Origin of the sequence: Pseudomonas sp. Leaf129 (genome assembly GCF_001423465.1) — a bacterium.
Taxonomy (GTDB): Bacteria; Pseudomonadota; Gammaproteobacteria; order Pseudomonadales; family Pseudomonadaceae; genus Aquipseudomonas; species Aquipseudomonas coleopterorum.
In genome coordinates this window covers 75,041-89,153 of record NZ_LMOC01000001.1, presented here as the reverse complement: position 1 = coordinate 89,153, position 14,113 = coordinate 75,041, and the positions used below count along the sequence as shown (strand labels likewise).

Sequence of the window (14,113 nt, the reverse complement as noted above, 5' to 3'; positions counted from 1 at the left end):
TTGACCTGAGAGCGATTGAATGAAAACCACACTACCGAGCCTGTTTCTGGCTGCAGGCCTGGCCCATGCCGGCACCGCGATGGCCGCTGGCGACTGGCTGCAGTGGCAGAGCAACAGCCTGACCTACCTGGTGGGCAAGGACTACACCGTCAACCCCAGCCACCAGCAGACCGTGACCTACGAACATGCCGATGCCTGGAAGTACGGCGACAACTTTCTGTTCGTCGACAAGATTTTCTACAATGGCGAAGCCGATGGTACCAACGGCAACAACACCTATTACGGTGAGTTCAGCCCGCGCCTGTCGATGAACAAGATCTTCGATCGCACGTTCCGCTTCGGTCCGATCAAGGATGTGCTGTTGGCCATGACCTACGAGTTTGGCGAAGGGGATAACGAGTCATATCTGATCGGTCCAGCCGTCGACCTTGATCTGCCGGGGTTCGACTATTTCCAGTTGAATTTCTATAACCGTCAAACCGAAGGCAGCCGCGCCGGGGATAATGTCTGGCAGATCACACCGGTGTGGTCCTATACCCTGCCGGTCGGTCGTTCGGACATTCTCATCGACGGCTTCGCCGACTGGGTGGTGGGCAACGATTCGAACAAGCATGGCGAGTACCACGCCAATCTGCATTTCAACCCGCAGGTCAAATACGACTTGGGCAAAGCCTTGGGTCAAGGCGCGCAGCAAGTGTATGTGGGTTTTGAATACGATTATTGGGACAACAAGTATGGGATCAAGGACAGTCGTTATTTCGATACCCATCAGAATACGGCGAGTTTGTTGGTGAAAGTGTTCTTCTGATCGGGCATTGGAAGCAGGGCCAGTGATGGGTCGAGACCGCGTGCACCTTCATCCAGGCACACCGCCGACGCGGCGTGCAGTACCCCTGTAGCAGCGGCGCGAGCCGCGTCCGGCCTCGCCGCGAATTCTACTGCTCGAACGCTCGGCGCAGTCGGTGCAGGCCTTCGTCGATGTCAGCCAACCCGGGGGCGGCGAACGACAGGCGGATGCTGCTGGGGTCCGGGTCTTGGCCGTAGAAGGCGCTGCCGGGCACGAAGAGCACCTTCTGCTCGATCGCCCGCGGCAGCAATGCCTTGGCGTCGAGGCCATGCAGGCAACGGCCCCAGACGAACATGCCGCCTGCCGGTGCACTCACCTGCAGATACTCCGCCAACGGCTGCAACCCCGCCAGCATGCGCTCGCACTTCTCCCGATACCCCTGCGCCAGACCCGGCAGCGCCCGTTCCAGCGCCCCTGCCGCGAGGTAATTGGCGGCGATGCGCTGCGCCCAGGGCGAGGTGCACAGGTCCACGGTCTGCTTGGCCACCAGGCAACGCTGCCGGACCGCTGCAGGCGCTACCATCCAGCCCACGCGCAGCCCTGGCGCGAGCACCTTGGACAGGCTGGACAGATGGATCACCCGCCCCTCGGCGCCCTCCACCTGCCGACTCAGCGCCAACAGCGAAGGCACTTCCTCGCCGGCAAAGCGCAGCGCACCGTAAGGATCGTCTTCGACCACCAGAAAATCGTGTGCGACTGCCAGCCGCAAAAGTGCCAGACGCCGCGCCAGGGGCAGGCAGGCGCCGGTGGGGTTGGCAAAAGTCGGCACACAATAGAGCATCGCGACATCGCCACGCGCACGCCGTGCCAGCTGCTGCGCCAAGGCATCGGTGTCCAGGCCGTCGGCATCGGTCGCCACGCTGAGCACCTGCGCCCCGGCCAGGCGCAACGCCTGCAACGCTGCCGGATACGTCGGGCACTCGACCAGTACGGTAGCGCCAGGGGCCAGTAACACCTTGAGCAACAGGTCGAAGCCTTGTTGCGAACCAGTTGTCACTATCAACTCATCCGCCCCAACGGCCACGCCACGCCGCGTCATCAGACTTACCAACTGTTCGAGCAGCGCCGGCAAGCCTTCGGTGGCGGCGTATTGCAAACAGTCCAGGGGGGCTTCGCGCATGGCCTGCTCCGCGGCTTCGCGCAGGCCGGACTCGTCGAAAAACGCCGACGCCGGATAGCCACCGGCAAAGGAAATCATGCCCGGCACCGACAGGTACTTGAACAGCTCGCGTATGGCCGAACCGGTGGGGTTTTCGAAGGCAGGCGTGAATCGGTAATCCAGGGCCATGACGGTGCTCGACGGCGAATGTGCCGAAAGTATCGAGGCTGGCGAACGCCGCTCACAAGCGAGATTATTTCCAGATGTCATGCCATTGGGTGCTGACAGGGTCCACGCCCGCAAACCAAAGGCCGCGAGTAGCCTGGCTTTCACAGCTATCGCCAGACGGAACGCTCGGCTTTATCATGACTCAGATACTCATGGCACCGCGCCACTGGACTAGACAGGTCGTGTCTAATCTGGGGAAATGCGCGCCCCTGACCTCAGGCTTTCATGTATGTCCATTGCCGAATGAACACCTCTTCCCGCTCGATCATCTGTGAACACTGCGATTCGCTGTTCGAATCGGTGGCCCTGACGCATGGTCAGAAAGCCGAATGCACGCGCTGTGGCGCGGTGCTCGAACGTGGCCAGCGCCTGAGCATCCAGGCGCTGTTCGCCCTGGCGCTGACCGCAGCCATGCTGTTCATTCTGGCCAACGCTTTTCCGGTGATCAGCATCAGCATGGAAGGGCTGAGCAACCAGGCCACCCTGCTCGCCTCGGTGGAAGCCCTGGCGCAGGGCCGCATCACGCCGATGGCCGCGGTGACCGGGTTGACCATCATTCTCGCCCCCCTCTTGCAGATCTGCCTGCTGTGCTGGCTGCTCGGCTTCGCCACCGCCGGACGCGCTGCGCCCGGCTTTCGCACCTGCATGCGCGCGCTGGAGCACCTGCGCCCCTGGAGCATGCTGGAAGTCTGCCTACTGGGCATTCTGGTCGCCATCATCAAACTGGCGGGCATGCTCGACGTACACCCCGGCTTCGGCCTGTGGGCACTGGGTATGGTCACGGTGCTGTTGATCCTGATTTCCGGCAAGGGCATCCGCCGACTCTGGGACGACCTGGAAGGCCAGCTGCGATGAGCGAACCGGCCTACGCGCGGCAACTGGGCCTGGTGCTGTGCCACACCTGCGGGCATGTCTGCCAGGCAGGCGAGCACCATTGCCCGCGCTGTCACTCCACCGTCCATGCGCGCAAACCCGACAGCATCGCGCGGACCTGGGCGCTGCTGATCGCGGCATTGATCTTCTACATCCCGGCCAACCTGCTGCCGGTGATGCGCACCAACATGTTCGGCAACGCCAGCGAAAACACCATCATGAGTGGCGTCATCGAGTTCTGGCATGGCGGCTCCTGGGACATCGCCGTGCTGATCTTCTTCGCCAGCGTGGTTGTGCCCTGCATGAAGTTCCTGATCCTGGGCATGCTGCTGGTAACCTGTCAGCGCAAGAGCCACTGGGCCATGCGCGAGCGGGCCCGCCTGTATCGCTTCATCGAGCTGATCGGCTACTGGTCGATGCTCGACGTGCTGGTGGTGGCGCTGGTCGCCGCGCTGGTGCAGTTTCGTTCGCTGAGTTCCATTGACCCGCTGCTGGGTATCGTGTTTTTCGGTCTGGTGGTGGTACTCACCATGCTTGCCGCCATGAGTTTCGATCCCCGGCTCATCTGGGATGTAGAGGTTGAAGATGTCTGATCGTCCAGGTTCCACTCCCGCGTCCCCTGCCGCTGCGCCGGCGGTCAAGACGCGTCGTTTGAATGTCTCGCTGGTGTGGATCGTGCCGATCATCGCGGCGTTGGTAGGCGCTTCGATGCTGATCAGCAATGGCCTCAATGCCGGGCCGCAGATCGAAATCAGCTTCGAGACCGCCATGGGCCTGGAAGCCAACAAGACCCAGGTCAAATACAAGAACGTGGTCATCGGGCAGGTGACCGCCATAGCCCTCAGCGACGACCGCAGCCACGTGGTCGCGAAGGTCGACCTGAACAAGTCCGCCGAAGGCTTCACCGCCGAAGACTCGGTGTTCTGGGTGGTGCGCCCACGCATCGGCGCCAACGGCATTTCCGGCGTGGATACGCTGCTCTCCGGCGCCTTCATCGGCGCCGATGCCGGCAGTTCCGAAGAGCGCAAGCGGCAATTCGTCGGCAAGGAAACGCCGCCGGCGATCACCTACGGCGAACAGGGCAAACGTTTCACCCTGCACACCGAGGACCTGGGTTCGCTCGACATCGGCTCGCCGGTCTACTATCGCCGCATCGAAGTCGGCCAAGTGGTGTCGTACCAATTGGCCGAAGACGGCAAGGGTGTCGACGTGGAGATCTTCGTCCATGCCCCCAACGACAAGTACGTGACCACCGATACGCGCTTCTGGAACGCCAGCGGCATCGATCTGACCGTGGGCGCCAGTGGACTGAAGGTCAACACCGAGTCACTTTCGACCATCCTCGCCGGTGGCGTCGCCTTCGTCGAACCCAAGTACAGCCCCAACGCGACTCCGGCCACCGAGCGCTCGCGCTTCGACCTGTTCGCCGATCAGGAAACCGCCCTGGCGCCGCCCGATGGCGAACCGCGCTACATCAGCATGAGCTTCAACCAGTCGCTGCGCGGCCTGGCGGTCAACGCCCCGGTAGAATTCCTGGGCGTGAACATCGGCCGTGTGGTGTCGGTCAACCTGGACTATGACGCCAAGACCAAGAGCTTTCCCAGTGTCGTCGGCGCGGTGATCTACCCGGATCGCCTGGGCAAGGCCCACGAAAAACTGCTCAAACAGATGGGCACCGAAGACGATGCGCGCTCGGCGCAATTGATGTCGGCGTTCGTCAAGCAGGGCCTGCGTGCCCAGGCGCGCAGTGCCAACCTGATCACCGGGCAGTTGTACATCTCCCTGAGCTTCGTCCCCAACGCAGCGCCCGTGGCGTTCGATATCGCCGCCCGCCCGCTGCGTATTCCTACGGTACCCGGCAGCCTGGACAAGGTGCAGGAGCAGCTGCAAGGCGTGGTCGACAAGATCAGCAAGTTGCCGTTGGATGAAATCGCCAACAACCTCAACGGCAGCCTGAGCGAAATGCAGAAGACCTTGCGTCAGGTCAACGCCGAAGTCCTGCCGCAGATGCGTGGCACCTTGCAGCAGACCCAGAAGACCTTGGCCGCGGCTAACTCCACCTTCGCCGACGACTCGCCGGAGCGTCAGCAACTGAGCCAGGCCATGGACGAAGTCCAGCGCACTGCCCGCTCGGTGCGGGTGCTGACCGATTTCCTCAGCCGCAACCCCGAAGCGCTGATTCGCGGCCGTACCAAACAGGGTGAGCCGGACGCCTACCGCAGCCCAGGCAATACCTCACGTGAAATCCAACCGGAAGTTCAACCATGATCAAACGCAGCCTGATGCTGGCCGCGAGCGTAGGCCTGGGTGCCTGCAGCTCGCCGGTGACCCACTATTACACGCTGCAGGACACTGCGCCGAGCGCGCCCTCGCGCTTGGCTGCGCCGTCGTTCCAGTTCGAAATGCTCGCGGTGCGCATGCCTGTCCAGGTCGACCAGCCGCAGCTGGTGGTACGTCAGGATCGAGGCAATCTGGCGATTCTGGAAAACGACCGTTGGAGCGCGCCGCTGGCCGATGAGTTTCACGACGCCCTGACCGATCGCCTGGAACGCCAGTTGGGGACGCGTGATCTGGCTGGGTTGCCCAAGGATGCGCAAAAGCCCGTGCTGTCCGTACAAACCGACGTGCGACGTTTCGATTCGCTACCGGGTCAGTATGCGCTGGTCGATGTGGTGTGGAGTCTGGGTATGCGCGGGGGTGCGCAGCCGCGCCGTACATTGACCTGTGCGAGCCAGATCCGTGAAACGGCGGGAGTTGAACTAAGCAGCTTGGTGGTGGCACATCAGCGTATCATCGATCAATTGGCGAAGCAGATTGCAACGACCGCCCGCCAATGGGCTCAAGGCAACGGCGCCTGTCCTAGCTGACGGCGCGCGGCACGGTGCCGAGGGCTTTCTCGACACCGTCGAGCAACTGACCGAGCGTCCATGGCTTGCGCACGAAGCTCACCGGGATGGTGACGCCGGAGCTTTCGGGCGTTTCATGGCCCGACATGATCATGATCGGAATTTCCGGCCAGGTTTGCGCCGAGTAGTTCGCCAGCCCTGCGCCGTTCATGCTGCCGGGCATCAGGATATCCGTCAGCAACAGACCGACTTCGTTGGAACGCTTGCTCAGAAACTCGAGCGCGTGGTCCGCAGATTCGACACCCTCGGTCTTCCAACCTTCCTCGCCCAGCAGTTCGCAGACGAACTCGCGAATCAGCGCTTCGTCTTCGACCACCAGAACCAGGTTCGCTCCCTTGGAAGCACTGTCGATGCGCGGCGAATCAGTCATTGCCAAATCCTTCTGTGTACTTGAATTGATTGAGGAAAGTTACCGCCGCGATGGCGACTCCCACACTCAGGTTAGGAGAGCGGAAAAGCTTGTGAATTCCATTTGTCGAGTTTGCGCCGACGAACGGTAATCAGCCGAGGTGGCGGTGCCGAGTCAGCGTTGATCAGGCCTGCTCATCGAGAACGATACCGCTCTCGATCCGGGCTTGCTCAGCAGCGCGTTCCAGGCCTTCTGCGCTTGATGCATGGAGGAGGTAAAGTACGTCGCCCTGCGCCACCTGGGTGCCCAGATTGACCTTCAGATCCATACCTGCAGCCTTGTCACCAGGTGCCCCTGCGTAGCGAGCAAGTTCCGCCAGTCGCCAGCCATCGAGCCGTGCCACCCGACCCGCGCAGGGGGCGCACAGGGCCCAGGTCGACGGACTGGGCATGACTGGCACCCTGCGTCCCTGAACCTCAATGATGCGTTCAAAAGCCGCCAGGGCCTGGCCACCGTCCAGCAGGTACTCGGCACGTTCGCGCCCGGCTTCGACGCTGCCGATGCGTGGGTCCCAGGCCAGGATGCGTGCGGCAAACGACAGCGCCTTCTCGCGCAGGTCGGCAGGCGCTTCCGCGGAGCCTTCGAGCACCCAGCGTACGTCGCGCACTTCCAGGGCCGGGCCGATGCCGCGCCCGACTGGTCGCGAGCCGTCGGTGGCAACGGCCGCGACGGTAAGGCCTAACAGCGCGCCAACTTCTTCGAACAATTTGCCCAGCGTGTGCGCCTGCTCTGCGGTCGCCAATTTGGTCCGCGGCCCGAATGGCAGATCGACGATGACGTGGGTCGAGCCGGCGGTGAGCTTCTTCGAGAGGATGGACGCCACTGCCCAGCGCGTGGAGTCGATACCGAGCGGTCGGGTGATGGCGTTCATCACTTCATCCAGATGGGAGTGGTTGAGGCGGCCATTCCAGGCGATGCAGGCGCCCGTCTGGGCAATGCAGTGTTGCACCTCTTCAGGCGCTAGTTCCACCTCGGCCAGCACCTCCATGGCATCTGCGGTACCGGCTGCGGAGGTGATTGCCCGCGACGAGGTCTTGGGCATGAGCAGACCTTGCGCTGCGACGATCGGCACCACGATCAAGGTGATCCGGCTGCCAGGCACGCCCCCCATCGAATGCTTGTCGACCACAATCGGTCGATCCCAGCGCATGATCGGGGAAAACCGCGTCCGCACGCGTGCCAGCGCTACCACCTCGGCATCCGACAAATGCTGGCTGGCACTCACCAGAAACGCGCGGATCTCGCTGTCGACATACTCGCCGGCAATGATGTCGCGTAGCACCTGCTCGTACTGCGCCTCGTCCAGTTCATGCCCCTGCAGTTTGCGCAGCAGCAGCGGATGACTGCTCGGCAGCGGCGCGTGGCGCTGGGCAACGGTTTCAACCGCATCGACGAAGCGACCGATGCCCTCGGCCAGGGTGCCATCATTGTCGACGCGCAGGGTTTCGATGTCGGCAGGCAGCGCGTCGACCTGACGTAGCACGCGGGCACTGGCCTGCTCGGCGGTCTCCCGACCGCGCCCCAAAATGCGTGCAGCCAGGACCTCTGGCGAAGCGGTGATTTCAATCACCACCAGATGCGGCACACGGGTGGCCGCCTCCCGGATCATCTTCCGCGAGCCGTTGGCGATGACGTGCCGGCCCTCCTCCAGCACCTGCAACAGTTCGGCGGACAAGCCATAACTCAAGCCGTGAGCATGCCAGCTGAGCAGGAACGCCCCTGCCGCGACGCTGGCTTGAAACTGTTCGGGGGTCACGCCCGCGTGGTCTTCTCCTGGAGCGCCGCTGGGGCGGGTGATGGTGCGACGGGCAAACAGGTAGCGGCCGGAAGTGCCCAGGTGGGCGCGCGCGCCTTCGATGAGCGAGTCCTTGCCCGCCCCGCTCGGCCCGACCACGAAGAAGAAAATACCCTGCGCCATGAATATGCTCCGCCTTGCCCGGGCCGATGCCGACCGGCGTCTGGCCGGATCGAGCGTGTGAATGAACGCGACACGGTGCGCCCCCCGCACACCGAAGCCGGCAGTCTACGCCATTATTCGCACGCCAGTGCTGGCACCCATGCTGCATGGATCGAGCGCAGCGATTATCATCCCCGCGCCTGCATCACATGGGACGCGTTCATCTACGTAGAAGCGGTCATCGGCCGAGAAGCCGGCGCCGCAGTGCTTCAGGCAAACCGCAGTGCAGCTTTCGCGGCCACGGACCGCTCCTACGGGGTTCGTGGCGGATTATCACCTTGTCTTCAACGCTCCAGGAGTTCATGCATGTCGCCCACTTCCGGCCTGACCGAGCACGCCAGCGCTGGCACGTATCGCAAGATCGTCTGGCGGTTGATTCCGTTTCTGTGCTTCTGCTACCTGGCGTCTTACCTGGATCGCATCAACGTCGGCTTCGCCAAACTGCAGATGCTCGACACCCTGCACATGAGTGAAACCGCCTACGGTCTGGGCGCCGGGTTGTTCTTCGTCGGTTACATCCTGTTCGAGGTACCCAGCAACCTGGTGTTGCAGAAGGTCGGTGCACGCCTGTGGATCGCTCGCATCATGATCAGCTGGGGGGTGCTCTCCGGATTGACCATGTTCGTCACCACCGAGTGGCACTTCTACCTGCTGCGCTTCTTGCTCGGCGCAGCCGAGGCCGGGTTTCTGCCAGGGGTGCTGTTCTACCTGAGCCAGTGGTTTCCGTCGTACCGACGCAGCCGCATCATTGCCCTGTTCATGATCGGCCTGCCGCTGTCGAGCCTGATCGGCGGGCCGCTGTCGGGCTGGATCATGGGCAATTTCGACGGTGTCAGCGGCCTGCACAACTGGCAGTGGCTGTTCCTCCTCGAAGCCATACCGACGGTGGTGCTGGGCGCGTTGTGTCTGGCCATTTTGCCCAATGGCATTGCCGATGCCAGCTGGCTCACCGAGCGCGAGAAAACCGAACTGCAAACCGTGCTGGCTCAGGACGAGAGCGAGAACCGAGGTGGCCACTCGTTTCGTGCCGGCTTTTTCGACATCAAGGTATGGATGCTGGGCGGCATCGATTTCTCGATTCTGTTGACTGCCTATGCCATGGGGTTCTGGCTGCCCACCTTCATCCGCAACGCTGGGGTCGGCAACCCCGGCGACATCGGCCTGCTGGTGGCCATACCCAGCCTGGCCGGACTGATCGGCATGCTGGCCATCGGCGCCAGTTCCGACAAGCACCGCGAGCGGCGCTGGCACATCATCGTGCCGTTCATCGTCGGCGCGGCGGCCATGTTTCTCAGCACCTTCTTCACCCAGAACGTGGCGGTCACCGTGTTGCTGTTCTCGGTGGCTTCGTTGGCTATCATCGGTGCGGTGCCGGTGTTCTTCAGTCTTCCGGCGACCTTTCTCAAAGGGACTGCGGCGGCCACCGGTTTTGCCCTGGCCTGTTCGCTGGCCAACATCGCCGGGCTGGTCAGCAATTCCCTGATGGGCGTGGTCATGGACCGCTTCCACAGCCCGCAGATCGCCCTGTGGATTTTTGCCGCCTGCCTGCTGCTCAGTTGCCTGCTGGTACTGGCGTTGCCGGCCAGGACGGTCAATCGGTGAACGGCTTGGGTCGTGGCGTGTACTGGCAATCTAAGCTCAGATCCAAAAGGTATTTATAGTTGGTTTTTTAGATCATTTAGCATTGGGATCCGGCGTGCCAGCCGGCTCTCCCTTGCCGAGGAATGATCTTCATGACCCTGTTTTCCCGCCTGTCCACACCGCTGCTGGCCGCCACCGTGCTGCTTGCCAGCTTCGCCAGCGTCGCCCAGGCCGCCACCCCTGCCGAGGTTCGCCTGGACTATGCCTACTACTCGCCCACCAGTCTGGTCCTGCGCCATTTCGGCTGGCTGGAAAAAGCCCTGCCCGGCACCAAGATCGACTGGGTGCTCAGCCAGGGCAGCAACCGCTCGCTGGAATACCTCAACGGCGGCAGCATCGACTTCGCCTCTACGGCTGGCCTTGCAGCGGTGCTGAGCCGCGCCAATGGCAGCCCGATCAAGACCGTGTACATCGCCAGCCGCCCGGAATGGACCGCCCTGGCGGTGCGCAAGGATTCGCCGATCCAGACCGTTGCCGACCTCAAAGGCAAGAAGATCGCCGCCACCAAAGGCACTGACCCTTTCCTGTTCACCCTGCGCAGCCTGCAACAGGCTGGGCTGAGCAAGGATGATGTGGAGCTGGTTCACCTGCAGCACGCCGACGGTCGCACCGCGTTGGAAAGAGGCGATGTGGACGCCTGGGCCGGCCTCGATCCGCTGCTGGCAGCCAGTCAGCTGCAAGCCGGCTCGAAGTTGCTGTACCGCAACATCGAGTTCAACAGCTATGGGGTGATCAGCGTCATGGAAAAATTCGCAGCTGAACATGCCGACACCGTCGAGCAGGTCATCAAGGCCTACGAGCAGGCCCGTAGCTGGGCGCGGGAACACCCGGACGATCTGGCGGCGCTGTTGGCCAAGGAATCGGGGCTGCCCCTGGATGTGGCCAAGCTGCAGCTCTCGCGGACCGACTTCAGCGATTCGCAGCCTGGCGCCAAGCAGATTCAGGCGCTCAAGGCCGCTGCGCCGATCCTCACCGCCGAAGGCCTGGTGCGCAAAGGCGTGGACGTCAACGATGTGGTCGATCAGTTGATCGAGCCACGCTTCGGCGCCCAAGTCATCGGGAAGCAGTGACTTCATGAGCGCGTCTGAAAACACCCTACCCAAGGCAGCGCCGGCCCCACGGCGCGCTTCACCCGCCTGGCGCCGCGGGGCCAAGGGCTGGTTGCTGCCGTGTCTGATCGTGATCGTGCTGGAGATCGTGGTGCGGGTCGGCTGGATCCCGGCCTACCAGATGCCCGCGCCCAGCGATGTCGCGCTGACGCTGGTCGAGCTGGCGCAAGGCGCGCTCGGCAAGCACGTGCTGGCCAGCGTCGGTCGCGTGCTGGCCGGCTTCGTCATCGGTGCATCCCTGGCCCTGGTATTTGCCGCCTGGGTCGGCCTGAGCCGGGAAGCCGAGGCCTACCTGGAACCCACCTTCGCCGGCCTGCGCGCCATACCCAGCCTGGCCTGGGTGCCGTTGCTGCTGCTGTGGCTGGGCATCGACGAGACGTCCAAGGTCGTGTTGATCGCCATCGGTGCGTTCTTTCCGGTGTACGTCAACGGCGTGGCGGCGATTCGCAACATTGACCGCAAGCTGGTGGAGGTCGGGCAGATGTATGGCTTCAGCGCCCGCCGGCTGACCCTGCGTATTCTGCTGCCGGCCGCCATGCCGGGCTTGTTCACCGGCTTGCGCAGCGGCCTGAGCATGGCCTGGATGTTTCTGGTTGCCGCCGAACTGATTGCTGCCACTAAAGGCCTGGGTTACCTGCTCAGCGACGGCCGCGAAACCTCGCGGCCCGACATCGTGCTGGCGGCGATCCTGGCCCTGGCGGTGCTGGGCAAGCTCAGCGACGGCGTGCTCGCGGCCATCGAGCGGCGTTGCGTCAGTTGGCGCGACACCTTCACCGGCGAAGCCACGGGGAACCGATCATGAGCGATGCCTTGCTGAGCATTCACGTCCGGCGCAAGACGTTTGGCGAAACCGTGGTGCTCAAGGACGTAGAGTTGCAGTTGCAACCCGGCGAGGTCGTCAGCCTGCTGGGTCCAAGCGGTTGCGGCAAAAGCACTTTGCTGCGCATCGCCGCGGGCCTGGATCGGGACTACAGCGGCGAGCTGAGCAGCGCAGGCGAGTCGGTGGCATTCGTTTTTCAGGAGCCGCGGCTGATGCCTTGGCTGAGCGTTGCGCGCAACATCGGCTTTCACGATGACGGGCACTATGACCAGGCCTGGGTACGGCAGCTGATCGAGGAAGTGGGCCTGAGCGGATTTGCCGAGGCGCTGCCCAAGGCATTGTCCGGCGGCATGGCGCAGCGTGTGGCGATTGCGCGAGGCCTTTATTCCAGGCCAAAGGTGCTGCTGCTGGACGAGCCGTTCAGTGCAGTGGATGCGTTTACCCGAATGAAGCTGCAGGATCTGTTGCTGGATCTGGCACGGCGGCATGACATTGCGCTGCTGTTGGTGACCCATGATGTGGACGAGGCGCTGTACCTGAGTGACCGGGTGTTGGTGATGGGGCATCGGGCCAGTGGGATCAGCGGTGGGATCGATGTGGATCTGGTGCAGCCGAGGGATCGGCGGAATCCGGTGTTGGCCGAGCTGAGAATACAGGCCCTGACTCAGCTGAAGTCAGCGCATGTGGTTTGATCTTTGTGTATGGCTTGAGGGCCTCTTCGCGGGCAGAGGGCTCGCAAAGAGGCCCGAGCAGACAAAACAAAGCCCGCCACCCGAGCGCAGCCTTACAGAATAGGCTTGCCCCCAGTCACCGCATAGCGCGACCCGGAGATGTAGCTGCTCTCATCCGACCCCAGCAGCACATAGATCGGCGACACCTCGACCGGCTGGCCCGGACGACCCAGCGGTGTCTCCTCGCCAAAGGTCTTCACCGCTTCCGGCGGCATGGTCGCCGGGATCAGCGGTGTCCAGATCGGACCCGGTGCCACGCTGTTCACACGAATGTTCTTCTTGCCCAGCAACTGCGCCAGCCCGGCGGTGAAGTTGGCAATCGCGCCCTTGGTGGTCGCATAGGGCAGCAAGGTCGGCTTGGGCATGTCCGAGTTGACCGAGCTGGTGTTGATGATCGAACCGCCTGACGGCATGTGCGGCACAGCGGCCTTGCAGATGCGGAACATCGCCGTGATGTTGATATCGAAGGTGCGCACCCACTCCTCGTCCGGAATTTCGTCCAGGGATTCGTGGCTCATCTGGAACGCGGCATTGTTGACCAGCACGTCGATGCGACCGAAACGCTCGACCGTCCTCTCGACGATCGCCAGACACTGCTCACGTTCGGCCAGATCGCCCGGCAACAGCAGGCACTGGCGTCCGGCTTCCTCGACGTAGCGTGCCGTGTCCTTGGCGTCCTCGTGCTCGTCGAGGTAGGAGATCACCACGTCGGCGCCTTCACGGGCGTAGGCAATGGCCACGGCGCGACCGATACCGCTGTCACCGCCAGTGATCAGAGCGACCTTGTTGGCCATGCGGCCCGAACCCTTGTAACTGGTTTCGCCACAATCGGGCAGCGGATTCATCTTCGACTGCGTGCCCGGCACCGATTGCTGCTGCGGCTCGAACGGCGGAGTTGGATAGTTGGCCATGTGTACCTCGAAAGTTGACGGAAAACCTTGGCCGATTCGACAGAGGCTGTACCTCGTTGCCGAAACGACACAGTGTGCAAAGTCGACTTCCCTGCCGGTGCAAAAGTTTGATTTTTCGCCCAACCGATTCACCGTGCCCCGTACAGACGCAAGGAATCTCTCGCGCTTGGTCGAGTCACAACCCTGTAAGCGATGCATTTTCATTCAGCAGCCAGAGAGGCATTCATGAGCAACGTCGAACTCGAGCACGAAGTACTCACCCGTTTGCTGCACGCGCATCCCCATGGCCTGGGCAAGGAAATCCTCGACAACTATCGCGGTGAAAAGGCCGTCGCGGGGATGATCAAGACGCTGCAGGAACGAGGTCTGATCCAAGGCAAGCCGGTAACGGTCGAGGACCATGAACCGGCGCTGGAATACCCGATCAAGCTCAGCAGCTCGGGTGTTGAAGCTGCGAAGAAACATGATGCCGAGAAAGGCAGCAATCCGCACGCCGCCTCGTAAGAACGCGTCGTTGCGAAGGGCATCAAGTCAGCTTGATGCCCTTTTCATATGTCATGTGGAAACGCGACGCTGCCGAAA

General features: G+C 62.7%; 14 protein-coding genes. 10 read left to right on the top strand and 4 right to left on the bottom strand.

The genetic code is table 11. The features are described from left to right. The first annotated feature begins 19 nt into the window (after positions 1-19). Positions 20-808 carry an outer membrane protein OmpK gene (locus ASF66_RS00405; RefSeq protein ID WP_056842258.1) on the top strand — a complete coding sequence of 263 codons (789 nt, stop codon included), beginning with the start codon at positions 20-22 and terminating at the stop codon, positions 806-808. A 127-nt stretch (positions 809-935) separates the two neighbouring features. Here the strand turns inward: ASF66_RS00405 and ASF66_RS00400 are convergent, their stop codons facing one another. Beyond that, positions 936-2,135, bottom strand: coding sequence for an aminotransferase-like domain-containing protein (locus ASF66_RS00400; protein ID WP_056842257.1), 1,200 nt, complete (start codon positions 2,133-2,135; stop codon positions 936-938). Positions 2,136-2,417: 282 nt separating this feature from the next. Here ASF66_RS00400 and ASF66_RS00395 point away from each other — a divergent pair, with 282 nt between their 5' ends. From ASF66_RS00395 to ASF66_RS00380, 4 genes are read left to right on the top strand one after another with little or no spacing between them, the layout of a single operon-like run. Then, entirely contained in the window at positions 2,418-3,029 is a 612-nt protein-coding gene (locus tag ASF66_RS00395) for a paraquat-inducible protein A (protein ID WP_056842256.1), read from the top strand. Further along, a complete protein-coding gene (locus ASF66_RS00390; protein ID WP_056842255.1) occupies positions 3,026-3,640 on the top strand; it encodes a paraquat-inducible protein A in 615 nt (204 codons plus the stop codon). The genes ASF66_RS00395 and ASF66_RS00390 overlap by 4 nt, the downstream gene beginning before the upstream one ends. Beyond that, positions 3,633-5,315: a PqiB family protein gene (locus tag ASF66_RS00385; RefSeq protein WP_056842254.1), complete on the top strand. Its 1,683-nt coding sequence runs from the start codon at positions 3,633-3,635 to the stop codon at positions 5,313-5,315. Before ASF66_RS00390 ends, ASF66_RS00385 begins: the two co-directional genes overlap by 8 nt. Next, entirely contained in the window at positions 5,312-5,914 is a 603-nt protein-coding gene (locus ASF66_RS00380; RefSeq protein ID WP_056842253.1) for a PqiC family protein, read from the top strand. The genes ASF66_RS00385 and ASF66_RS00380 overlap by 4 nt, the downstream gene beginning before the upstream one ends. Here the strand turns inward: ASF66_RS00380 and ASF66_RS00375 are convergent. Together ASF66_RS00375 and phnN are read right to left on the bottom strand one after the other, a co-directional pair. After that, entirely contained in the window at positions 5,907-6,323 is a 417-nt protein-coding gene (locus ASF66_RS00375; RefSeq protein WP_056842252.1) for a response regulator, read from the bottom strand. The genes ASF66_RS00380 and ASF66_RS00375 overlap by 8 nt on opposite strands. A 163-nt stretch (positions 6,324-6,486) precedes the next feature. Then, the gene (gene phnN, locus ASF66_RS00370; RefSeq protein ID WP_056842251.1) at positions 6,487-8,280 is read right to left on the bottom strand and encodes a phosphonate metabolism protein/1,5-bisphosphokinase (PRPP-forming) PhnN; all 1,794 of its coding nucleotides are present in this window, start codon (positions 8,278-8,280) and stop codon (positions 6,487-6,489) included. Between the two features lie 345 nt (positions 8,281-8,625). Here phnN and ASF66_RS00365 point away from each other — a divergent pair, with 345 nt between their 5' ends. From ASF66_RS00365 to ASF66_RS00350, 4 genes are all read left to right on the top strand, one after another. Beyond that, positions 8,626-9,921, top strand: coding sequence for an MFS transporter (locus ASF66_RS00365; protein ID WP_056842250.1), 1,296 nt, complete (start codon positions 8,626-8,628; stop codon positions 9,919-9,921). A gap of 122 nt (positions 9,922-10,043) precedes the next feature. Next, positions 10,044-11,030, top strand: a complete 987-nt coding sequence (locus tag ASF66_RS00360; RefSeq protein ID WP_056842249.1) for an aliphatic sulfonate ABC transporter substrate-binding protein — start codon at positions 10,044-10,046, stop codon at positions 11,028-11,030. 4 nt (positions 11,031-11,034) lie between these two features. Further along, positions 11,035-11,871: an ABC transporter permease gene (locus tag ASF66_RS00355; protein ID WP_056842248.1), complete on the top strand. Its 837-nt coding sequence runs from the start codon at positions 11,035-11,037 to the stop codon at positions 11,869-11,871. After that, the gene (locus ASF66_RS00350) at positions 11,868-12,581 is read left to right on the top strand and encodes an ABC transporter ATP-binding protein (RefSeq protein ID WP_056842247.1); all 714 of its coding nucleotides are present in this window, start codon (positions 11,868-11,870) and stop codon (positions 12,579-12,581) included. Before ASF66_RS00355 ends, ASF66_RS00350 begins: the two co-directional genes overlap by 4 nt. Positions 12,582-12,673: 92 nt before the next feature. Here the strand turns inward: ASF66_RS00350 and ASF66_RS00345 are convergent, their stop codons facing one another. After that, entirely contained in the window at positions 12,674-13,531 is an 858-nt protein-coding gene (locus ASF66_RS00345) for an SDR family oxidoreductase (protein ID WP_056842246.1), read from the bottom strand. Between the two features lie 225 nt (positions 13,532-13,756). Between ASF66_RS00345 and ASF66_RS00340 the strand changes: the two genes are divergently transcribed. Next, positions 13,757-14,035, top strand: a complete 279-nt coding sequence (locus ASF66_RS00340) for a hypothetical protein (RefSeq protein WP_049859895.1) — start codon at positions 13,757-13,759, stop codon at positions 14,033-14,035. The last annotated feature ends 78 nt before the right edge of the window (positions 14,036-14,113 follow it).